The sequence below is a fragment of the Actinotalea alkalitolerans genome (assembly GCF_023369855.1).
Taxonomy (GTDB): Bacteria; Actinomycetota; Actinomycetes; order Actinomycetales; family Cellulomonadaceae; genus Actinotalea.
Genome location: NZ_JAMBPP010000006.1, coordinates 40,973 through 61,246, shown reverse-complemented (window position 1 = coordinate 61,246; position 20,274 = coordinate 40,973). Strand labels below are relative to the sequence as shown.

Here is a 20,274-nt window from a genome sequence, read left to right as displayed (position 1 = left end):
CGCCCGGCCCCCTGGGATGGGGCCGTGGCCGGCACTGGCTCCTCGAGGCGGGGTCGGAGACCGTGTGAGCAGCACGGGCACGTGAGCCGTGCCTCAGTCGGTCGCACCGTCCCACCACGCCAGGATCCGCGCGCCGTGGAACGTGAGCCACTTCGACGGCTCGCCCTCCGGCGCGTCGACCTCGAACCAGACCCGGCCGGGGTGGCGGCGCTCCTGCAGCCACGTACCGTCGGGTCTCCGGCGCGACCGCAGCACCTGGATCGCGTCGGCCAGCCGAGGGTCCGGGGCGAGGCCGTCGTGCAGCGCCGCGGCACGGAAGTGGTCGAGCGCGTTGATCACGCTGTAGACCCAGCGGTACGGGTAGCCGAGGCGGGTGGCCCACGGCCCGACGAGCTCGCCGGTGGACCTCCGGTGCAGGAGCCTCCGCTCGAGGAGGTACTCCTCGCCCGCGTGGCGCGCGTCGCGGAGGTCCCCGCCGCGCCCGGTGACCACCTCGTACGCGAGGATCCCCTTGACCGCGTTGAGGGTCGAGTGGAACGAGGAGCGCTCGGAGCCCGCCACCCACTGGCAGTTCCACCCGCCGTCCGCGAGCCGGTGGTCCACGAACCACTGCGCGAGGTCGGAGACGTCGGCCCCGAGCCACGCGCCGTTGGCGAGGGTCCAGGCGTTGATGCAGGCGTCGACCTCCCCCGCCCAGTACGGGAGGTCGTCGTACTCCCACCGGCTGCTCACCGCGAGCCGCTCCGCGGTCCCCGCCAGGGCGGACGCGTCGAGCCCCCACTCACGCAGGGCTGTCATGCTCCACGTCGTCGCCGTCCATGGCTGGCCGGCGTCGGCGGCCCCCTCGGGTCCGCGCGGGTCGAAGTCGCCGGGGAAGTACGCGCCCCCGGCCCACTGACCGTCCGGGTCCTGGTGGGCCAGCAGCCGCGCGCCGTACCCTTCCGTCGCGACGCGCGCGCGAGTGGCCTCCCACACCTCCGGCGGTGCGCCGACCAGGTCGCGCTCGACCTGCCAGCGCAGCGCCGGGTCGCTGTCCAGCAACCAGGCCAGCAGCTCTGGGGTGGGCGCCGGGTCGGGTGTCGCCTCGGGCACGACGTCGGGTGCCATGGGGCGAATCTAGGACACGGACCGCGAGGATCGACACCCCTCGCCCGAGGCTCGTGCGACGTCGAGCCTCCTCGACGCCTCAGTCTCCTCAGTCACCTCAGGCGTCGCCCGTTCGCCGGGACCTGCACCCCGTCGCGGCGCGCAGGTCACCGCAGGAGGAGAGGTGCCACGGTGAAACCCCCGCTGGGAGGGAGGGCGCGCTCGCGCGGACGACACAGGTCCGGCCCGATCGCTGTGGTCGCATCGAGGACGGCGCGGGTCAGGGCCCGCAGCTCCATGGTCGCGAGCGGCCGACCAGGACACACGTGCGCCCCGGTCCCCCAGACCAGGTTGTCGGACGCGTGCGTCACGGGATCGAACTCGTCCGGGTCTCCGAATGTCTGCGGGTCGCGGTTGGCGGCCGTCCAGTTCAGGACGACCTGCTCGCCCGCGAGGACCTGCCGACCACCGAGCGTCACGGCGCGCGTGGTGACGCGCCGGTTCGCGACGAACGGGTCGTCGATCCGCAGGATCTCGTCGAGGACGGCGTCGAGCTCGTGGTCGGACACTCCGGAGCGCACTCGCGCCTGCAGGTCGTGATGGTCCGCGAGGTAGGTGAGCACGACACCCGCGCACAGAGCCATCGACCCCAGGTCCCCGCCCGTCCAGTTCCGCAGGATCGAGACGATCTCCTCGTCGGTCAGCGGGCGGCCATCGACGCGGTCACGGACGAGCTCGGCGGTGACGTCGGCGGGTCCGTCCTCCCCCGCCTCTCGGCGGGCGTCGGTCAGCGACCGGACGATGGCGGTGAACCGCTCGGCGACCTCGGCGGTGCGCGACGGCTCCCGAGAACGCGTGGCCGCCTGGTTGTCGTGCACCCAGCGCAGCAGGTGCGGCTCGAGCTCGGCCGGCCACCCCAGCCAGGTGCTCTGCGCCTGCACGGCGAACCGAGCACCGAGGTGGACGGCGTCGATCGGCCCGGGGACGTCGAGCCCTTCGACCAGGCGCCGCGCCACGTCGTGGATCGCCGGCTCGAGGTCAGCCATGCGCTCAGGTGTGAAGTAGCGGTCCACGACGGCGCGGTACGCGGTGTGGGTCGTCCCGTCGAGACCGTTGGGTATCTGGAGGTGACGCGAGACAGCGTTCGAGAACGACACCGGGTCCATCGCGGTTCTCACGACGTCGGCGTGCGAGAACAGCGTCCAGGTTCCATCCGGCCCCCGCGCCACGGGGCAGCGCGACCGCATCTCGTCATAGGCGGCGACCGCATCGCGGCGGACCCGAGGACCACGGGGGTTCCAGTCCGCCGGAGGCCCGGCTCGACCGTCCTGTGACGACGACGCGACATCGACAGCCCGCACCACCGCTGGTGCGACCTCGTCGGTCGGCAGGTGGTCGGTCACGACCTCATCATGTCCCAGTCGCCCATCGCCGCGGTCTCCTGCTGGGCGCTCGTCGCGCCCTGGTCATCGAGGTGCGACCTGCTCCTCGTCCAGACCTGTCACGGTGGTGAGCAGGAACACCGAGTCCTCCAGCGCAGCCACCGCGTGCCGCTGGTGGGTGAGCAGGACCAGACGACCGGCGGGCACCTCGGCCTCGTCCACCCCGGTCACCCGCACCCTCCCGCTGAGCACCTGCAGGCTCGCCGCGTGGGGTGAGTTGTGCTCGGCGAGCTCGGTGCCGGCGACCAGGGCGATCACGGTCTGCCGCAGAACCCCGTCGTGCAGCAGGAGCTGCGCGCTGCGTCCGTTCTTGGACGCGCGTGCTGCGGCGAGGTGCTCTGCGGCGACGTCCACCAGGTCGGTCATGGGGTTCCCTTCGTCGGTCCACGCTGGACCAGGAGGCCATTGTCGCCGACCACGTGCCCCTGCCGGGGCGTGGCGGCGGCTAGCGTGGCGTGGGTGCCCGTCGCCTTCCACCGCTCCGAGACCCGTGCGATCGATCCCCTCACGCTGTACGCGATCCTGCGCCTGCGGGTCGACGTCTTCATCGTCGAGCAGGCGTGCCCCTACCCGGACGTCGACGGACGTGACGTCGAGCCCGGGGCTGAGCTGCACTGGGCCACCGACGGGTCGGACGTGCTCGCCACCCTGCGGGTGCTCCACGAGGCCGACGGCGCGTTGCGGGTGGGCCGGGTCGCGACCGGTCGGGCGGCCCGGTCACGTGGCGTCGCGTCGAGACTGATGCGCGAGGCCCTCGACCGCTGCGACGCGTTGGACGCCTCCGCGCCGGTGCTCCTGGACGCGCAGGCCCACCTGGTCGAGTGGTACGCGCGGTTCGGCTTCGAGGTCGCCGGTGACGGTTTCGACGAGGACGGCATCCCGCACCTGCCGATGCGCCTGCGCCGCTGAGCCGGGTCGCGTCGGGGTGGCGCCTGCGCCGCTGACTCGGGAGGTCGGCCACCACCGAGGGTGCGATCCTGGTCGACGTCAGCCCCCCGTGCCTGATGACGACCCACCCCTACCCGGAGGTTCCACCGTGCAGCAGCGCACGCTCGGCCCGTACACCGTGTCCGCGATCGGCCTGGGCGCGATGCCGTTGTCGATGAACAACGACAAGGTGTACCCGGAGCCGTCCGACGCGATCGCCACGATCCACGCCGCCCTGGACGCGGGTGTCACGCTGATCGACACCGCTGACATCTACGCGCCGTCCTGGGACCAGGTGGGCCACAACGAGCGGCTGGTCGGCCAGGCCCTGCGGACCTGGAAGGGCGACTCCTCCCAGGTCGTGATCACCACGAAGGGCGGCATCACCCGCGGCGAGGGGGAGACATGGGGCCGGGACGGTTCCCTGAACCACCTGCGGAGCGCCGTCGAGAGCTCCCTGCGTGCCCTGCAGCTCGAGACGATCGACCTGTACCAGTACCACCGCCCGGACCGGACGATGGTCTACAGCCAGGTCATGGAGAACCTCGCCGAGCTCAAGCAGTCCGGCAAGATCCGCGAGGTCGGCATCTCCAACGCGAACGTCGAGGAGATCGAGATCGCCCGTGAGGTGCTGGGCGACCACGGCCTGGTCAGCGTGCAGAACGAGTTCTCCCCGCGCCACCCGGGCAGCTACGACGAGCTGCTGCACTGCGAGCAGCACGGGATCACCTTCCTGCCGTGGAGCCCCCTGGGCGGCACCGGAGGCGGCGCCCGAGACGTCGGCGAGCGGTTCTCGGTCTTCCGCGAGATCGGCGACCGGCACGCAGTGAGCCCGCAGCAGGTCGTCCTGGCCTGGGAGCTGTCCCTGAGCGACGCGCTGATCGCGATCCCCGGCGCCCGTCGCGCAGCGTCCATCACCGACTCCGCCGCCGCCGCGGACCTCATCCTGGGGGCCGACGAGCTCCAGCAGTGCTCGCGCGCCGTGGGCCTGCCGATCCCCTGAGCAGTGCTGGCCTGCCGACTGAGCAGTGCGGGTCGGCGAGCTCGGTGAGGGTCCGCCGGGAACGATGTTCCACCGCCCCTCTCGGGCAGAACGCCAAGAGCCACTCGCGTTCGAAACGATTCGACTACCCTTGGCCTCGCGGCGCTGTCGACCCTCCGAGGTGTCCGTCCCGCCCAGTCCCGTCCCGTCCCGTAGCGAAGAACCGGAATGTCCAAGGACCTCACCACCGGCGCCCCCTGGCGCGTCCTGCTCGTGTTCGTCGTGCCGCTGTTCATCGGCAACGTCGTCCAGCAGCTCTACCACCTGACCGACGCCATGGTCGTCGGGCGCGTGCTCGGCGTGCAGGCGCTGGCCGCCGTCGGGGCGACCGGCAGCTTCGTCTTCCTGCTCGTCGGCTTCGCGTGGGGCATGACCTCAGGCTTCGCGATCCCCACCGCGCAGGCGTTCGGCGCCGGCGACGCGCGCGCGGTGCGCCGGTCCGTCGCCGCGGGGTCCATCCTCACCGCCGCGGTCAGCCTGCTCGTCACGGTCGCCGCCCCGCTGCTCACCGAGCCGGCGCTGCGCCTGCTGCGCACCCCCGAGGAGCTGGTCCCCCAGGCGACGACCTTCGCCCTCATCACGTTCCTGGGCACCGGCGCGACGATGTTCTTCAACTACCTCTCGGCCGTCCTGCGCGCCATCGGTGACTCCCGCACGCCGTTGGTCTTCCTGGTCATCGCGTGCACCCTCAACATCGTGCTCGTGCTGGTTGCCGTGATGGTCGCCGGGCTCGGCGTGGGCGGGGCGGCCCTCGCGACCGTCGTGGCCCAGGCCGCCTCGGTGGCCCTGTGCCTGAACCACATCCGCCGCCGCGTGCCCGAGCTGCGCGTGCGCCGCGAGGACTGGGACGTCACCTCGGTCGACCTGCGCCGCCACCTGCACCTCGGTGTGCCGATGGGCTTCCAGGCGTCGATCATCGCCCTCGGCATGATCGCCGTGCAGGTGCGCCTCAACTCCCTGGGAGCCGACGCCGTCGCCGCGTTCACCACGGCAGTTCGTGTCGACCAGTTCGCGATGGCCCTGTTCAACTCGCTCGGCATCGCTGTGTCGATGTACGCGGCGCAGAACCTCGGCGCGCGTCGGCCGGACCGCATCCGCACGGGTGTCACGCAGGCGCTGTGGATGACCGTGGCCGGGGCAGCCGTCGTCGGCGCCGTCGTCGCCCTGTCGGGGTCCTCGCTGGTGCGCCTGTTCGTCGGGCCCGGGGAGGAGGACGTCGTCACCATGGCCGCGTACTTCCTGCTGGTCAACGGCGCGCTGTACGTCGTGCTCGGCACGCTGTTCGTGCTGCGCGGTGCGCTCCAGGGTCTGGGCTACACCGCGGTGCCGACCGTCACCGGGGTGCTCGAGCTGGTCTGCCGCATCGGTGCCGCCGTGGTGCTGGGAGCGGTGTGGGGCTTCAACGGTGTGGTGTGGGGGAACCCCCTCGCCTGGGTTGCGGCGATGACCGTGCTCGTGCCCGCCTACGCGCGCGCCCGGCGCAGGCTCGAGCGCGACGAGCCCGTGGAGGTCGCCGTCGCGACCCACGGCGCCGCCGAGGACCTGGTCGCGCCGCAGCCCTGACCGGCCACGGCGGGGGTGCGCGGGCCCGGACGGACCGCGCACCACCGCAGCTGACGTCGTCGGGTGCTAGCTCTTCAGGCGGTTGAGACCCGGCGGCGTGCGCGGCGACTTGCCCGGGGTGGCCTCGGTGAGGCTCTCGAGCAGCGCGTAGTACGCGGGCTTCCTGACGTAGTCCTCGGTCATGATCGTCGCGTAGCCCTCGGGAAAGACGTCGGGGACCCACGAGCGCCCGTCGTCGAAGCCCCAGACGGTGTAGCTGGTGCAGGCGGCGACGTTCAGGCACGCCTCGAGCATCTTGTCGTACCGCTCGGCCTGGAGGGCGATCTGCTCGGCGGTCGGCTGACCGTCCTCCCCGAGCGGCATGCGGACGTCGGCCTCGGTGACGGCCACCTTGAGCCCGAGGGCCGCGAACCGTTCGAAGTTCGCCTGGATCGACTCGTCGAAGCCGTACTGCAGGCTCAGGTGGCCCTGGGCGCCGAAGCCGTGCAGCGGCGCGCCGTCGGCGAGCAGCTGGGTGGCCAGGTCGTCGTAGGCGTCGGTCTCGTTGATGCCCTCGGCGTTGCAGTCGTTGAGGAAGAGCACCGCGCGGGGGTCGGCCTCGTGCGCCCACCGGAAGGTGTGACCGCGGACCTCGTGGCGGTTGGTCCTGGCGAAGGCCATGTCGGCTCGGGCTTGGCTGCATGGGCTGCGGGCACTGCCAGTGCGACGGCGGTGACCACCGACGCGGCGACGGCGACCACCCGCCTCAGGGTTGCTGGATGGGCATCGTTGTTCCTCTCCGTTCGGGGCCCGACGGGTGCGAGCGCCCGCCGGACTGGTCCGGGCTCGAGCAAGGTCACGATGTCGCAACCGGTGGAGCGGGATGATCGGGCCGGTCTGGCCCGAGGACATCGACGACCTCTCAGATCCACCCCTGCTCCCGCGCGTAGCGCGCGGCGTCGTGACGGGTGGTGGTGTGGGTCTTGCCGATCGCGCTCGAGAGGTAGTTGCGGACGGTGCCGGGAGCCAGGTGGAGGATGCGAGAGATGTCGGAGGCCGAGTAGCCGTCGCTCGCGACACGCAGCACGTCCTTCTCGCGCTCGGTGAGCGGGCAGTCGTCGATGAGGGCCTGTGCCGAGACGGTCGGGTCCACGTGGCGCCCGCCCGCGGCGACGTGGGCGATCGCCTGCGCGATGGTGTCGGGTGAGGACTGCTTGCCGAGGAACCCGCGCACGCCCAGCCGCAACGCGCTGCGCAGCATGCCGGGGCGAGCGTGCCGGGTGAGCATGAGGATCGACTGGTCGGGATGCTCGGCAAGCACGGCGCCGGCGACGTCGAGCCCGTCCAGACCGGGCATCTCGAGATCGAGCACGAGCACGTCGGGCTCGTGCTCCGCGAAGGCGGCGAGCGCCTCGTGCCCGTCTGACGCCTCGGCGACCACCGTGATGTCGCCCTCGAGTGGGAGCAGGGTGGCCAGTGCGGTGCGGATCAGGCCCTCGTCGTCGGCCAGCACGACTCTGATCGTCATGCTGCCGCCCCGCGCACCTCGAGGCTGAGCGTGAACGAGTCGTCCTCGTGGGACACGTCCAGCACGCCGCCGGACCGTGCGACCCGCTCGCGCAGGACCGCCAGGCCCCGCTCGCGCCGGGTGGTGCCGGTGGCACCGTCGTTGCTGATCGTGAGTGCGTCGTCCCCGATCGCGATGGTGACCGTCCGTGCCGCGGGGTGGCGCAGGATGTTGGTGGTCGCCTCGCGCAGCACGAGCGCGAAGATCTCCTCGTCGGACGTGCGGTGCGGGTCGCCACCCCGCACGTCCACCCCGATGCCGGCCGCGGTCAGGAGCGCCGTCGCGTTGGCCAGCTCGGACGTGAAGGCCAGTCGGCGGGTCGAGTTGACCAGGTGCTGAGCCTGATCGATGGTCTCGCCGGTGAGTCGTTCGATCTCGCCGAGCTCGGTCGCCACTCGCTCGGGGTCGATGTGCTGGAGGCGCGCCGCGACGGCCGCCTTGAGCTTGATGACGTGGAGCGTGTGGCCCTGGATGTCGTGCAGGTCGGCGGCGAACCGCATCCGTTCCTTGACCACCGCGAGCTCGGCCGCGGTGGCGCGCATCGCGTCGAGCTCGGTGAACAGCCGCCACGCGATCTCGTTGAGCCAGAACGTGGTGACGAAGACGACGGCGTAGAAGAGCGCTCCGACCACGTAGCCCAGGGTCGAGCCCGGAGTGTTCACGAGGCTCAGCAGGGCCGTTGCGCCGATCATGACGAGCAGTGCGAGCGCCGAGAGGCCACGCGCACGGGACCGTGTCGCGACCAGGACGGCCCCGACGATGGCGACCGGGGCGACCGCCGGGACGTCGACCCCCCAGAGCACGGCGACCGCCCAGGTGACCTGTGCCAGCGCCAGGGCGGCGATCAGCACCGACAAGCGTGGAGGGTCGTGCCACCTGCTCGCGACCCACACGGCCGTGATGAGGCTGGGCGCCACGAGGACGGGGTGCCACCACGGCCCGGCCGAGAGGATGAGCCCGAGCCCACCCACGAGGATGACGGTCCCCAGCATGACCGCGGTGGTGATGCTGCGCATCCGCGTGAGCGGGCGCACCTCCGTGGCGGTCATGGGGTTCTCGGGCTCCTCTCGAGGCGGCCTGCGATCGGGCCGCGCATGCATCCTCGCCTGCGCGCCGCACGGGCACCAGTGACACCGTGTCATGCCCGGATGGTGACTCGGCGACACGTCAGCGGAAGAGCGCACCGAGGAAGGCTGATGCCGTCCAGCTCCGCGACGCCCTCGACCGACGGGACAGCGGGCTTCTCTTCGAGTGTGAGGATCACACGTGCTCTTCGATGGTATCGGCGACTTCTTCGTCCAGCTGCTCACGTTCGTGGGCGACCTCGAGTCCTGGCAGCAGATCGGCGCGCTCCTCCTGGTCAGCGCCATCCCCTTCATCGAGTCCTACCTGGGCAGCTTCATGGGCATCCTGGTCGGGATCGCGCCCATCGTCGCTGTCGCCGTCGCCTCCGTCGGCAACGCGATCTCGACCTTCCTGCTGATCGCCGGCGCTGCTCGCGCCCGCTCTGCCGTGATGAGCGGGCGCGCGAGCGCCGACGCGGCGGCACCGTCCAAGCGCCGGCAGAAGGTCGCGAAGTACATGGACCGGTTCGGGGTCCCCGGCGTCTCGCTGCTCGGTCCGCTGGCCCTCCCCAGTCAGTTCACCGGTCCCACGATGGTCGCGATCGGTGCCTCGGCACGCAGCGTGTACGTCTGGATGGGGATCTCGATCATCGCCTGGGGCGTCCTGTTCGGGTTCTTCAGTCACTTCGCCGTCCGCTGGTTCGGCTGAGCACGGGCAGGGTGCGGGGCTCGCGCGACCTGGGAGGCTGACGAGATGGCCGCCCGACTGACCGGAGATCTCGTCCCCTTGGCGCTTCCGTTCCGAGGGTCCTGCCGCGTGCAGAACAGTCCGGCGAACCGGGTCCCGAGCCACGGCACCGACGCGTTCGGGTCCGCCTTCGCGATCGACCTCGTCCCGGTGGACGAGCGGGGACGCTCGGCGCCACGCACCTGGCGAGGGCTCGTCGCCCCAGAGCCGCCCGAGATCTTCGTCGGGTTCGGCCGCCCGATCCAGGCTCCCGTCACCGGAGTCGTGGCACACGTCCACGACGGCGAGCCCGATCACGCTGGGCGCCGATCCCAGGTCGCCCTGCTGCCCTACCTGTGGGGACAACGAGGACGGGCCGCCCTCGGGGCGCCCGGTCTCGCCGGGAACCACGTCGTGCTGGCGATCGGTCCCGGCGGTCCGTTCGTGCTGCTGGCGCATCTCCAGCACGGCAGCGTGCGCGTGCAGCCCGGCGAGGAGGTCGTCCTCGGTGCCCCTGTGGCGCGGTGCGGGAACTCGGGCAACAGCACCGAGCCCCACCTCCACCTGCAGGTGAGCGACACGATGGACTGGCCCCGGGCGCGAGGGCTGCCCTTCGTCTTCGTCCGGGGCGACGTCTCGTGGCTGCCCAGAACCTCTGAGCTCGTGCGCGGATAGCGCGACGCCGACGGCGCGAGGCAGCACCCGCCGCGGAGCGGTCAATCCCATGCTCGGTGATGCCGACAAGCGATCCGCCCGAAGGAGCCGACCGTGCGCGATCGATCCGATACGGTCGCGGGATGGAACCGTGGCGGTTGCTCGGGCAACGCCCTGGTCCGGCTTGCTTCTCCTGCTGGAGCCTCCCGGCGGGATGGTCGAGGAGCACGAAGGCATCCTCGAGGCCGCTGCCCGGGAGCTCTCGGAGGAGACGGGGTTCGCAGCGGCCGACCTGAGGCTGGTCGGCCAGACGTGGCTCGCCAGCTACGCCACGCACCGGCGCTACGCCGTCCTGGCAACAGGATGCCGACGGGTGGGTGAGCAGCGCCTCGACCAGGACGAGTTCTCCGAGGTCGCGACGATGACGCTCGGGGAGTTCGTCTCGCACCTGCGCACCGGTCAGCTCACGGACGTCGACATCGCCTGGATGTGCGTCGACCGGATGACCCCCTGGCCGATCGACGAGGCCGCCATCGGCTGAGCCGGCCACCCGTCGACCCGCCGGCGCCGGGCCACGCGTGGGAGGGTCGGACCAGTGGCAGGTCGGACCAGTGGCAGGGTCGGACCGCACTAGGAGTCTCAGATGTCCCAGCTCGGTCTGGTGGTCCGGTTCGCGCTCAGGCCCGGACGAGCCGAGGCGTTCGACGCGCTGATGCGCGAGACGGTCGCGGGCATCGCCGCGCACGAGCCCCGCACCGTGGTCTACGCCGTGCACGCTCTCGAGGGCGAACCCGACGTCCGTGTCTTCTACGAGCTCTACGCGAGCCAGGAGGCCCTGGACGAGCACGAGTCACAGCCCACGACCAGGCGCTTCCTCGACTCGCTCGACGAGTACGTCACGAGCCTCGAGGTCCAGCGCCTGCACGTCGTGACCGCGACCGGCGTCGCAGGCCCCCGGCCGAGTCCGCGCAGACGACCCCGGCTGAGCCGGGCGAGGACCGGAGGCCGGTCCGACGGAAACCGTGGGTCGTCTGCCGCTCAGGCGCCGACCACCACGAACCCGGCCCGCAGCTGGTCCTGCGCCCGGGAGGACGCACCGACCCGCAGCTCGAAGTCCCCGGGCTCGACCACGCGCGCACCGGAGGCGTCGACGATGGTGCACTCCGTGACCGGGAGCTGGATCCGCACCCGGCGCTCCTCCCCCGGCGCCAGCTCGACCTGGAGGAACAACTTGAGCTCCTGGTCCGCCCAGCTCACCGACGTGACGCTGTCGCTCACGTAGACCTGCACGGTCTCGCGGGTGGGGCGAGAGCCCGTGTTGAGGACGGTCACCTCGGCCTCCAGCAGGTCTGTCGACCCCAGGGTGGGCTCCAGGACGCGCAGGTCCCGGTACTCGACGGCCGTGTAGGACCGTCCCTCGCCGAAGACGAAGGCCGGGCGCTGGGTCAGGTCGGCGTAGCGGTCGCCGTGCTGCCCACGCACCTGGTTGTAGTAGGTGGGCTGCTGACCGACGTGCCGCGCGAACGAGAGCGGCAGCCGACCCGAGGGCTCGACGAGCCCGAGGACCACCTCGGCGATCGCCCGTCCTCCTGCCATCCCCGGGTTCGCCACCCACAGCAGGGCGGACGCGTCGAGGGCGGCTGCGGGCAGCACCAGGGGTTTGGACGCGAGCAGCACCACGACCACGGGCGTGCCCGTCGCCGCGAGCGCCTCGAGCAGCGCGACCTGGCCGCCCATCAGCTCCAGGGTCGCCGTCGAGCGGCCCTCTCCCACGAGCTCGATCCGGTCGCCCACCACGGCGACCACGTAGTCGGCCTCGCGTGCCGCGGCGACGGCCCGGGCGATCGCGGCGTGGTCCACGGGTGCCGGGAGCACGACGGGCGGACGCGGCTGCCCGTCGGGGAACCGCTCGCCCTCGTGGTGCGGCTCGAGGGTCAGGATCTCGGCGCCCTGCTCGTACGTGACGGTCCAGTCCGCCGGCACGTGCGCGCGGAAGCCGTCGAGCACGGTCGTGATCATCGAGCGCGGGTGCCCGTCGGGGATCCACCCGGCCTGGCCCGAGCTGCCGGCCCAGTCCCCGAGCTGGTTCTGCGCGTCGTCGGCGAGCGGACCGACGACGGCGACCCGGGCGGGCCGGGCCCCGGGCCCCTCGACGGCACGCCCGTCGGCGCCCGCGGTGAGCCCTCCCGCCCACGGGAGCACACCGTCGTTCTGGAGCAGCACCACGGAGCGGCGCGCGACCTCGAGGTTGAGGTCGCCGTGCTTCCCGAGCACCGCCTCGATGCGCTCGGCGGACGGCCGGCGCGGGTCCTCGAACAGCCGGAGCTCGACCTTCAGCGTCAGGATCCGCCGCACGGCCTCGTCGAACACGTGCTCGGTGAGCATGCCTCGCTCGACGGCCTCGAGCGCGCCCTCGAAGAAGCCCGGGGTGGTCATGATCATGTCGTTGCCGGCGCGGACGGCTGCGGCCGCCGCGTGCGCGTAGTCGGGCTGCACGCGCTGCTCCCAGACCATGCGGCCCACGTTGTCCCAGTCGGTGATGAGGGTGCCGGTGTAGCCCCACTCGCCGCGCAGCACGTCGTTGAGCAGCCAGTCGTTGACGGTGATCGGGACGCCGTCCATCGACTGGTAGCCGAGCATGAACGTGCGGCAGCCCTCACGCGCGACGCGCTCGAACGGCGGGAGGAACCACGCGCGCAGCTTGCGGCGGCTCAGGTCGGCCTCCGAGGCGTCGCGCCCACCCTGCGTCTCGGAGTACCCCGCGAAGTGCTTGGCGCTCGCCAGCACGGCCGTCGGGTCGGCGAGCCCGTCACCCTGGTAGCCGCGCACCATGGCCGAGGCGAGCTCGCCGATCAGGTGCGGGTCCTCGCCGAACGTCTCGTTGACACGCCCCCAGCGCAGGTCGCGGGTGACGCAGAGCACGGGCGAGAAGGTCCAGTGGATGCCGGTCGCGGCGACCTCGACGGCGGTGGTCCGCGCGACCCGCTCGAGCAGCGCGGGGTCCCAGGTCGCGGCCATGCCCAGCTGCGTGGGGAAGATCGTGGCGCCCTCGAAGAACGAGTGGCCGTGGATGCAGTCCTCCGCGATGAGCAGCGGGATGCCCAGGCGCGTCCGTGCGGTGAGCTCGTGCGCGCGCAGAACGCGCTCGGGGGACGCGTGCAGCACCGAGCCCACGTGCCGCCGCAGCACGTGGTCGTCGAGGTCGTCGCGTGCGTCGAGCTGGAGCATCTGGCCGATCTTCTCGGCCAACGTCATCCGCCCCAGCAGGTCCTCGACCCGCTCGGCGACGCCGAGGGTCGGGTCCTGGTACGGCGCGATCGTCGTGACGGTCATCGAGGTCCTTCGGTGGTGGTGGCGGCGGTCATGCGCGTTCCTGGGCGGAGGTCGCCGGGCGCACGGCGGTCACGGGGTCGTTGACGTCCAGGCCCCGCTTGCGCATCGCGCGGGCGCGTTCACCGGCGGACCGCAGTCGTGGGTTGACGTACTCGTCGATGCCGAAGTTGATGAGCGACAACGCCACGCCGATGGCTGCGATGCACAGCCCCGGGGGCATGAACCACCACCACTGGTTCTGCCGGAACGCCCCCTGGGCACTCGCCCAGTTCAGGATCGTCCCCCAGTTGTAGGTGTTCACCGGGATCACCCCGATGTACGACAGCGTCGTCAGACCGAGGATGGCGGCGGTCACCGTGCCGACGAAGCTCGCCGCGATGAGCGCCATGAGGTTGGGCAGCATCTCCTTGCCGATGATGCGGTGCAGCGGTTCGCCGTTCGCGCGGGCGGCCTGGATGAAGTCGCGGTTGCGCAGCGACATCGTCTGGGCGCGCAGCACCCGGGCGCCCCAGGCCCAGCCGGTGAGGCCCAGCACCGCGGCGATCACCACCAGCGGGGGGTTGTCGAACATCGAGGCGACGATGATGATGAGCGGCAGCCCGGGGATGACGAGGAAGACGTTCGTCAGCGCCGAGAGGCTCTCGCTGCGCCAGCCGCGAAGGTAGCCCGCGACGACCCCGACGACGACCGCGATGATCGTCGCCATGATCGCGGCGAGGAAGCCGACGACGATCACGCCGCGCGTGCCGTAGATGACCTGGCTGAGCACGTCCTCGCCGAGGTGGGTGGTGCCGAGCCAGTGCTCGACCGACGGCGGCTGGAGGCGCGCGGCGCTGTCGACCTTGGTGGGTGAGTACGGCGCGAGGACGTCGGCGAGGATCGCGACGAGGACGAAGAACCCGAGGATCGCCAGGCCGGTGATCGACTTGCGGTTGCGGAACATCGCGAACGAGGAGCCCAGGCGAGCGCGGAACGTCGCCCTCGGGCGCGGTGGCCGCACCGTGGGGAGGTCTGCTGCCCGCTCCGTGCGAAGGTCGGTGGTCATGGTTCAGGCCTCCGTCTGGCGGGTGCGCGGGTCGAGGAACGCGTAGGCGATGTCGGCCAGGATGTTGGCGACGAGCACCGACAGCGTGATCACCAGGAACACGCCCTGCATCAGGGCGTAGTCCTTGGCGTTGGTGGCGTCCAGGAGCAGCTTCCCGACGCCGGGGTAGCTGAAGACCATCTCCATGACGATGGTGCCGCCGACGATGAACCCGATCGACAGCGCGAAGCTCTGGATCTGCGGGAGCACCGCGTTGCGCGCGGCGTAGCGCCACAGCACCCGCTTGTTCGGCAGGCCCTTGGCCTGCGCCACCATGACGTAGTCCTCGTCGAGCACCGTGAGCATCATGTTGCGCATGCCGAGCATCCAGCCGCCGAGCGAGGCGATGACGATCGTCACCGCGGGCAGCGTGCCGTGGTGGATCACCTGGCCGATGAACTCCGCCGTCCACTCCGGCCGCATCCCCACGCCGTAGGCCTTGCCGATGGGGAACCAGCCGAGGTTCACCGAGAACACCGCGATCGCCAGGAGCCCCAGCCAGAAGTAGGGGATCGTGGCGAGGAACGTGGTGACGGGGATGAGCCCGTCGAGGCGGCTGCCCCGGCGCCAGCCGACGATCCCGCCGCCGATCGTCCCGATCGCGAACGAGACGAGGGTTGCGAAACCCACGAGCCCGACCGTCCACGGCAGCGCCTGGCTGATCACCTCGGTGACCGGGCGCAGGCCGTGCAGCAGCGAGACACCGAGGTCGCCCCGCAGCAGCAGGCCCCAGTAGTCGACGTACTGGTGCAGCAGGGCCTTGTCGGTGTCCAGGCCCAGCAGCGACCGCAGCGCGTCGGCCGCCTCGGGGCTGACGTTGCGGTTGCGGGACAGGTACTGGCTGACCGCGTCGCCCTTCATCATGCGAGGCAGGAAGAAGTTGATGGTGATCGCGGCCCAGAGGGTGAACAGGTAGAACGCGGCGCGTCCGGCGAGGAACCGCCACGGGATGCGCGAGCGGCCCTTGACGGCGGTGGTCGCCGTGGTCCCGACCTCGAGGGCGTCCTGGGTGGGCATCTGGGGCTGGACGGCGGTCACAGCACACCTCCGTGCTGGCCGGACACCGAGGCGAAGTGCTTCTCGGGGTCGGGGGACGCCGCGCGCAGCTCGCGCGTGTAGGGATCCTGCGGGCGGAGGATGACGTCGTCGGCCGGGCCGCTCTCGACGACCCGTCCCTGGTTGAGCACCATGATCTCGTCGCTGAAGTGGCGGGCGGTCGCCAGGTCGTGGGTGATGTAGAGCACGCCGAGGCCCTCCTCGCGTCGCAGGTCGGCGAGCAGGTTGAGCACCCCGAGACGGATGGAGACGTCGAGCATCGAGACCGGCTCGTCGGCCACGAGGAGGAGAGGTCGGGAGGCCAGCGCCCGGGCGATCGCGACCCGTTGCCGCTGACCGCCCGACAGCTCGTGCGGGCGACGGTCGATCACCGTCTCGGGCTCGAGGCGTACCCGTTCCAGCAGCCGCCGCACCTCGTCCTCCAGCGCAGCCTTGGGGACCACGGCGTCGAGGCGCAGCGGACGCTCGAGGTGGTAGCGGACCGAGTGGTACGGGTTGAGCGACGCGAACGGGTCCTGGAAGACCATGCGCAGCTTCTGCCGGTAGGCCCGCAGTCCCGCGCCGCGGCGCGGGATGGGTTCCCCGTCGAGGCGCACCTGCCCGCTCGTGGGCGTCTCGAGCTGGGTGAGGATCTTCGCGATCGTCGACTTGCCGCTGCCGGACTGGCCGACGAGCCCGATCGTCTGGCCGGACGTCAGGGTGAAGCTCACGTCGTCGAGCGCCTTGATCTGACCCGCGCCGCGGACCGAGTAGATCTTCGTGACGCGGTCGAACTCCAGGACGGTCATCGCACGACCACTCCTCTTTCTCCGGTCAGACGGGGGAAGGACGACAGCAGCGTCTTGGTGTAGTCGTCGCGAGGGCTCGTCCAGATGCGCTCGGCGGTGTCGAGCTCGACGATCTCGCCCTCGCGCATGATCGCGATGCGGTCGCTGATCTCGAGCAGCAGCGGCAGGTCGTGCGTGATGAACACGACGGTGAAGCCGAACTCGTGGCGCAGCTGGGAGATCTGCTGGAGGATCTCGCGCTGGACGAGGACGTCGAGCGCGGTCGTCGGCTCGTCCATGATCATGAGCTGCGGGCGCAGGGCGAGCGCCATCGCGATCATCACGCGTTGCCGCATGCCCCCCGACAGCTCGTGCGGGAACGAGCGCCGACGCTGCCGGCCCACCTTGACGATCTCGAGCAGCTCGACCACGGCCTCGCGTCGCTCCGCCCGGGACATCGTGGGGCGGTGCACCTCGAAGACGTCCTCGAGCTGCGACCCGATGGTGGCCACGGGGTTCAGCGCATTCATCGCTCCCTGGAAGACCATGGAGATCTTGTCCCAGCGGAACTGGCGCATCTGCTCGGCGTCGAGGCGGTCGACCTCGATGTCCTCGCCCGAGCTGTCGTGGAACACGACCGAGCCGCTCGTGATCACGGCGGGTGCCTTGAGCAGGCGCTGCACCCCGTAGGCCAGGGTGGTCTTGCCGCAGCCGCTCTCACCGGCGAGCCCGAGGATCTCACCGCGGTGCAGCTCGAGGGTGACGTTCTTCACGGCCTCGACGGGAGGGTCGACGTCGTACACGACCGAGAAGTCGCGGACGGTCAGCAACGAATCACGCATCGGTGCGGCTCGCTTTCGTGGTTGTCGGCAACGACGGGGCGGGTGCGCGCGGCACCCGCCCCGTCATGGACCCGGACTACTTGGCGGGCTCCAGGTTCACCAGGACCTGGACGATCGCCGGCTGGGTCGGGTCGGCGGAGGCGTACTGGTCCTCCTCGGTCGGCCACCCGACGTAGTTGCGGGTGTTGTACTCGCCGAGCAGCGGGTGCGAGCCGAGCGGGATGGCCGGCACGTTCTCGACGAACGCCTTCTGCAGCACGGCCGAGGCGGCCGCCCGCTCGTCGTCGGAGGACGCGGTGGCGTAGGTGTCGAGCGCGGCGGTGACCGCGGGGTCCTCGAAGCGACCGAAGTTGAACTGCGCCCGGTCGTCGACGATCCACTTGGGGTCCATCGTCGAGGTGTACATCCCGTACGCGTTCCCGGTGTCCTCGAGCCAGTGGATGATCGCCTGGAAGGTGCCCTCCTGGCGGGCGGCGTCCCAGCCGCCCCAGTCGGGCTGGTCGACGATGACCTCGATGCCCAACGCCTCGTTGAGCTCCTCGGCGATCAGCGCCTGCTCGGTGTTCCAGTCGCTCCACCCGGCGGGCACGGAGATCGAGAACGAGACCCGCTCTCCGTCGGGGTCCGTCAGGGCCTCGCCCTGCCAGGTGTAGCCGGCGTCGGTGAGGATCTGCCGGGCCTTGTCGATGTCGACCGAGTACGACGCGCCTTCGAGCTCGGGGATGATCTCGTCCTCCAGCACGGCGCCCAGCCCGGTGGCGTGCCAGACGGCCTCGCTCGCGCCCTCACGGGCGACGTCGACGTAGGCCTGACGGTCGATGGTCCACGCGAGCGCCTCGCGCAGCGCCACGTCGTTGAACGGCTTGGTCTGCAGGTTCATGAACAGCGTGCCGGCACCTGCGGTGGGTGAGACGAGGAAGTGGTTGTCCTCGTCGGCGGCCAGGTAGCTGTCCTGGATCTGCGGGATGAACGCCTGCGCCCAGTCGGCCTCGCCCGAGACGAGCGCGGTGGTGAGGGCGGCGTTGTCGCCGTAGGAGACGTAGTGCAGCTGGGGCACCGCCAGCTCGCCGCCCCAGTAGTCAGGGTTCGCGGTGAGGGTCACGGACTCGGTCGACCAGGAGTCGAGCACGTACGGGCCGGTGCCGACGGCCAGGCCGTCCTCGGTGAGCGGGTCGGTGTTGGGGTCGGCGATGTTCTCCCAGATGTGCTGGGGCACGATCGGGGTGTGCAGCACCCGCGACTGCGCGGTGTACATCGACTCCTCGAACTCCAGGGTGATGGCCTGGCCGTCGACCGTCGCGCCCTGGTAGCCCAGCCCCGAGGTGTCGGTGAGCGTGCCGTCGAGGTACTGGTCGAAGGTGAAGACGATGTCGTCACCGGTGAAGTCGGTGCCGTCGCTCCACGTCACACCGCTGCGCGGGACGACCGTGACCTCGGTGTAGTCGTCGTTCCACTCCACCGACTCGGCGAGCCACGGGGTGGTGCCAAGGTCGCCCGTGGGGTTCACGAGTGCGAGCGGCTCGAAGATCACCTTGGCGTACCCGTACTTCGAGGCGGACGAGTCGCCCAGGTAGGGGTTGTGGGACTCGGTGGTGATCGCGCCGTCCGGCTTGGCGATCGTCAGGGCGGCGCCCGATCGAGGGGCGTCTGGGTCGGGTGTGCCGCTCCCGCCCGACGAGCAGGCGGCGAGCAGGAGCGCTGTCGCGACGCTCAGGGGGACGAGGGAGGTCCGTAGCCTCATTGCTTCTCCTTCGATGTGCGGGGATGCGGTGCTGCCGCGGCCCCTGGCGCTCTCCACGATGAGGCGCGAGCCAGAACTTACCGACTTGTCAGTAAGTTGTAAACACCGGCCGGCCAGGGGATCACGTTGATGCTGAACCGTGACCTTGGGACGCGCGGAGAGGGAGGTCAGGGCCGTGGCCGGCTCGTGCCGAAGCCCGTCTCGACGGCCGTGCGGGCGGCCTACACTCGATCGTGCAGGACGGGCCACGGCACGCACCTGCGAGCCGTGGCACGGACACCCAGAGGGAGGGCGAGGACGCGATGACCGAACGGCGCGCTCCCCGCGCCCGAGCCACGACCCTCGTCAAGCGCACCGAGATCCTGCACGCGGCCACAACCACGTTCGGGGCCAAGGGCTTCAAGAACGGGCCGCTGACCGAGATCGCGGAGCAGGTCGGCATGACGCACGCCGGGATCCTGCACCACTTCGGCTCGAAGGATCAGCTGCTCCTCGAGGTCCTGAAGCTCCGGGACGCCGAGGACGTCGCCGACCTCGAGGGTGCACACATCCCCGAGGGCGTCGAGCTCTTCCGCCACCTGGTCCGCACGGCCTTCGCCAACGAGGCGCGTCCCGGCATCGTCCAGGCGTACGCCGTCCTCTCCGCGGAGTCCGTGACGGACGACCACCCGGGCCGCCCCTACTTCGAAGAGCGCTACCGGACGCTGCGCCAGGAGATCGTCGACGCCTTCACCTCCATCTGCGTCGAGCGAGGCCTCACCACTCCGCACACCCTCGGCCTGGCCGCCGCAAGCATCCTCGCTGTCATGGACGGCCTCCAGGTCCAGTGGCTCCTCACCCCTGACGACGTCCAGCTGGCCGAGGCGAGCGCCTTCGCCATCGAGGCCATCGCTGCCCGGGCGCTCTCCCCGCAGGAGCTGCCCCTCGACCTGGGCTCAGCCAGGGCCTCGGCCGCACCCCGAGCCTGATCCGGGGACTCAGCCCTCGCTGCCGCCGTCGCCCTCGGCGCCCCCGTCCGAGCCGCCGGCCACCCGGTAGGACCACAGCTCGCTGCTCATGCCGACGGGGCGCTGCTCGCCGGCCCCCTGCGCCACCCCTTCTCCCCCAGACGTACGCGCCGCGCCCTCACCACCGGCTCCTGCCCTTCTGTGCCCGTGGCCGAACGCCGGGGACGACATCCACGCCCCGAACGCCTCCTCGTCCCGCCAGCGGGTCACGACCAGCCAGGTGGTCCGGCCGTCCGTCGGCGCGAGGAGCTCGAAGCCCTCGAAACCGTCCTGCCCGTCGACGGCCCCCGCGCGGGCGGCGAACCGGCGCGCGAGCTCGTCACCGCTGTCCTCGGGGACGGTGATCGCGTTGATCTTCACGATGCTCATGCCCTCATCCTCCTCCCGGACACC

Annotated in this window: 20 protein-coding genes and 1 pseudogene; 8 read left to right on the top strand and 13 right to left on the bottom strand. The window is 71.2% G+C overall.

What is annotated here, in order from left to right:
* Positions 1 to 93: 93 nt before the first annotated feature.
* From M1R94_RS08840 to M1R94_RS08830, 3 genes are all read right to left on the bottom strand, one after another.
* A complete protein-coding gene (locus tag M1R94_RS08840; protein ID WP_249381323.1) occupies positions 94 to 1,107 on the bottom strand; it encodes a squalene cyclase in 1,014 nt (337 codons plus the stop codon).
* 146 nt (positions 1,108 to 1,253) lie between these two features.
* The gene (locus M1R94_RS08835) at positions 1,254 to 2,489 is read right to left on the bottom strand and encodes a cytochrome P450 (protein WP_249381322.1); all 1,236 of its coding nucleotides are present in this window, start codon (positions 2,487 to 2,489) and stop codon (positions 1,254 to 1,256) included.
* 63 nt (positions 2,490 to 2,552) lie between these two features.
* The gene (locus M1R94_RS08830) at positions 2,553 to 2,894 is read right to left on the bottom strand and encodes a cupin domain-containing protein (RefSeq protein WP_249381321.1); all 342 of its coding nucleotides are present in this window, start codon (positions 2,892 to 2,894) and stop codon (positions 2,553 to 2,555) included.
* Between the two features lie 93 nt (positions 2,895 to 2,987).
* On the opposite strand from M1R94_RS08830, the gene M1R94_RS08825 reads away from it, so the two are divergent.
* The 3 genes from M1R94_RS08825 to M1R94_RS08815 all read left to right on the top strand — a co-directional run bounded on the left by M1R94_RS08825 (position 2,988) and on the right by M1R94_RS08815 (position 6,060).
* Complete coding sequence (locus tag M1R94_RS08825; RefSeq protein ID WP_249381320.1) at positions 2,988 to 3,437, top strand: GNAT family N-acetyltransferase; 450 nt, start codon at positions 2,988 to 2,990, stop codon at positions 3,435 to 3,437.
* A 127-nt stretch (positions 3,438 to 3,564) separates the two neighbouring features.
* Positions 3,565 to 4,458 carry an aldo/keto reductase gene (locus M1R94_RS08820; protein WP_249381319.1) on the top strand — a complete coding sequence of 298 codons (894 nt, stop codon included), beginning with the start codon at positions 3,565 to 3,567 and terminating at the stop codon, positions 4,456 to 4,458.
* Between the two features lie 207 nt (positions 4,459 to 4,665).
* Positions 4,666 to 6,060, top strand: a complete 1,395-nt coding sequence (locus tag M1R94_RS08815) for an MATE family efflux transporter (protein ID WP_249381318.1) — start codon at positions 4,666 to 4,668, stop codon at positions 6,058 to 6,060.
* A 66-nt stretch (positions 6,061 to 6,126) separates the two neighbouring features.
* On the opposite strand, the gene M1R94_RS08810 is transcribed toward M1R94_RS08815, so the two are convergent.
* The 3 genes from M1R94_RS08810 to M1R94_RS08800 all read right to left on the bottom strand — a co-directional run bounded on the left by M1R94_RS08810 (position 6,127) and on the right by M1R94_RS08800 (position 8,655).
* Positions 6,127 to 6,720, bottom strand: a complete 594-nt coding sequence (locus M1R94_RS08810) for an endo-1,4-beta-xylanase (protein ID WP_249381317.1) — start codon at positions 6,718 to 6,720, stop codon at positions 6,127 to 6,129.
* Positions 6,721 to 6,961: 241 nt separating this feature from the next.
* Positions 6,962 to 7,567, bottom strand: coding sequence for a response regulator transcription factor (locus M1R94_RS08805; RefSeq protein WP_249381316.1), 606 nt, complete (start codon positions 7,565 to 7,567; stop codon positions 6,962 to 6,964).
* The gene (locus M1R94_RS08800; protein ID WP_249381315.1) at positions 7,564 to 8,655 is read right to left on the bottom strand and encodes a sensor histidine kinase; all 1,092 of its coding nucleotides are present in this window, start codon (positions 8,653 to 8,655) and stop codon (positions 7,564 to 7,566) included. The genes M1R94_RS08805 and M1R94_RS08800 overlap by 4 nt, the downstream gene beginning before the upstream one ends.
* A 217-nt stretch (positions 8,656 to 8,872) precedes the next feature.
* Here M1R94_RS08800 and M1R94_RS08795 point away from each other — a divergent pair, with 217 nt between their 5' ends.
* The 4 genes and pseudogenes from M1R94_RS08795 to M1R94_RS20905 form a co-directional block, all read left to right on the top strand.
* Positions 8,873 to 9,379 carry a hypothetical protein gene (locus tag M1R94_RS08795; RefSeq protein ID WP_249381314.1) on the top strand — a complete coding sequence of 169 codons (507 nt, stop codon included), beginning with the start codon at positions 8,873 to 8,875 and terminating at the stop codon, positions 9,377 to 9,379.
* Between the two features lie 108 nt (positions 9,380 to 9,487).
* Positions 9,488 to 10,072 (top strand): peptidoglycan DD-metalloendopeptidase family protein, encoded by a 585-nt coding sequence (locus tag M1R94_RS08790; RefSeq protein ID WP_249381313.1) that lies wholly within the window; start codon positions 9,488 to 9,490, stop codon positions 10,070 to 10,072.
* A 49-nt stretch (positions 10,073 to 10,121) separates the two neighbouring features.
* Positions 10,122 to 10,592, top strand: coding sequence for an NUDIX hydrolase (locus tag M1R94_RS08785; protein WP_283253144.1), 471 nt, complete (start codon positions 10,122 to 10,124; stop codon positions 10,590 to 10,592).
* Between the two features lie 102 nt (positions 10,593 to 10,694).
* A pseudogene (locus tag M1R94_RS20905) lies at positions 10,695 to 10,913 on the top strand (putative quinol monooxygenase); the annotation flags it as partial.
* 176 nt (positions 10,914 to 11,089) lie between these two features.
* Here the strand turns inward: M1R94_RS20905 and M1R94_RS08780 are convergent.
* From M1R94_RS08780 to M1R94_RS08755, 6 genes are all read right to left on the bottom strand, one after another.
* Positions 11,090 to 13,384 (bottom strand): exo-beta-d-1,3/1,6-glucosidase, encoded by a 2,295-nt coding sequence (locus tag M1R94_RS08780; protein WP_249381311.1) that lies wholly within the window; start codon positions 13,382 to 13,384, stop codon positions 11,090 to 11,092.
* 28 nt (positions 13,385 to 13,412) lie between these two features.
* Entirely contained in the window at positions 13,413 to 14,429 is a 1,017-nt protein-coding gene (locus tag M1R94_RS08775; protein ID WP_374109450.1) for an ABC transporter permease, read from the bottom strand.
* 3 nt (positions 14,430 to 14,432) lie between these two features.
* Positions 14,433 to 15,506, bottom strand: coding sequence for an ABC transporter permease (locus M1R94_RS08770; protein WP_249381310.1), 1,074 nt, complete (start codon positions 15,504 to 15,506; stop codon positions 14,433 to 14,435).
* A complete protein-coding gene (locus M1R94_RS08765; RefSeq protein WP_249381309.1) occupies positions 15,503 to 16,312 on the bottom strand; it encodes an ABC transporter ATP-binding protein in 810 nt (269 codons plus the stop codon). Before M1R94_RS08765 ends, M1R94_RS08770 begins: the two co-directional genes overlap by 4 nt.
* A complete protein-coding gene (locus M1R94_RS08760; RefSeq protein WP_249381308.1) occupies positions 16,309 to 17,133 on the bottom strand; it encodes an ABC transporter ATP-binding protein in 825 nt (274 codons plus the stop codon). The genes M1R94_RS08765 and M1R94_RS08760 overlap by 4 nt, the downstream gene beginning before the upstream one ends.
* Positions 17,134 to 17,209: 76 nt before the next feature.
* On the bottom strand, positions 17,210 to 18,874 hold the full coding sequence (locus M1R94_RS08755; RefSeq protein WP_249381307.1) for an ABC transporter substrate-binding protein: 1,665 nt from the start codon (positions 18,872 to 18,874) through the stop codon (positions 17,210 to 17,212).
* A gap of 302 nt (positions 18,875 to 19,176) precedes the next feature.
* On the opposite strand from M1R94_RS08755, the gene M1R94_RS08750 reads away from it, so the two are divergent.
* A complete protein-coding gene (locus M1R94_RS08750; RefSeq protein ID WP_249381306.1) occupies positions 19,177 to 19,842 on the top strand; it encodes a TetR/AcrR family transcriptional regulator in 666 nt (221 codons plus the stop codon).
* 9 nt (positions 19,843 to 19,851) lie between these two features.
* Here M1R94_RS08750 and M1R94_RS08745 read toward each other — a convergent pair whose 3' ends face one another.
* Complete coding sequence (locus M1R94_RS08745; protein ID WP_249381305.1) at positions 19,852 to 20,250, bottom strand: antibiotic biosynthesis monooxygenase family protein; 399 nt, start codon at positions 20,248 to 20,250, stop codon at positions 19,852 to 19,854.
* Positions 20,251 to 20,274: the final 24 nt, after the last annotated feature.

What these genes read in the sequence shown, in the direction of transcription:
- M1R94_RS08840 (WP_249381323.1), bottom strand. Translation starts at nt 1,107, where the DNA reads ATGGCACCCGACGTCGTGCCCGAGGCGACACCCGACCCGGCGCCCACC.
- M1R94_RS08830 (WP_249381321.1), bottom strand. Translation starts at nt 2,894, where the DNA reads ATGACCGACCTGGTGGACGTCGCCGCAGAGCACCTCGCCGCAGCACGC.
- M1R94_RS08815 (WP_249381318.1), top strand. Translation starts at nt 4,666, where the DNA reads ATGTCCAAGGACCTCACCACCGGCGCCCCCTGGCGCGTCCTGCTCGTG.
- M1R94_RS08810 (WP_249381317.1), bottom strand. Translation starts at nt 6,720, where the DNA reads ATGGCCTTCGCCAGGACCAACCGCCACGAGGTCCGCGGTCACACCTTC.
- M1R94_RS08805 (WP_249381316.1), bottom strand. Translation starts at nt 7,567, where the DNA reads ATGACGATCAGAGTCGTGCTGGCCGACGACGAGGGCCTGATCCGCACC.
- M1R94_RS08800 (WP_249381315.1), bottom strand. Translation starts at nt 8,655, where the DNA reads ATGACCGCCACGGAGGTGCGCCCGCTCACGCGGATGCGCAGCATCACC.
- M1R94_RS08785 (WP_283253144.1), top strand. Translation starts at nt 10,122, where the DNA reads ATGCTCGGTGATGCCGACAAGCGATCCGCCCGAAGGAGCCGACCGTGC.
- M1R94_RS08780 (WP_249381311.1), bottom strand. Translation starts at nt 13,384, where the DNA reads ATGACCGTCACGACGATCGCGCCGTACCAGGACCCGACCCTCGGCGTC.
- M1R94_RS08775 (WP_374109450.1), bottom strand. Translation starts at nt 14,429, where the DNA reads ATGACCACCGACCTTCGCACGGAGCGGGCAGCAGACCTCCCCACGGTG.
- M1R94_RS08765 (WP_249381309.1), bottom strand. Translation starts at nt 16,312, where the DNA reads ATGACCGTCCTGGAGTTCGACCGCGTCACGAAGATCTACTCGGTCCGC.
- M1R94_RS08760 (WP_249381308.1), bottom strand. Translation starts at nt 17,133, where the DNA reads ATGCGTGATTCGTTGCTGACCGTCCGCGACTTCTCGGTCGTGTACGAC.
- M1R94_RS08755 (WP_249381307.1), bottom strand. Translation starts at nt 18,874, where the DNA reads ATGAGGCTACGGACCTCCCTCGTCCCCCTGAGCGTCGCGACAGCGCTC.
- M1R94_RS08750 (WP_249381306.1), top strand. Translation starts at nt 19,177, where the DNA reads ATGACCGAACGGCGCGCTCCCCGCGCCCGAGCCACGACCCTCGTCAAG.
- M1R94_RS08745 (WP_249381305.1), bottom strand. Translation starts at nt 20,250, where the DNA reads ATGAGCATCGTGAAGATCAACGCGATCACCGTCCCCGAGGACAGCGGT.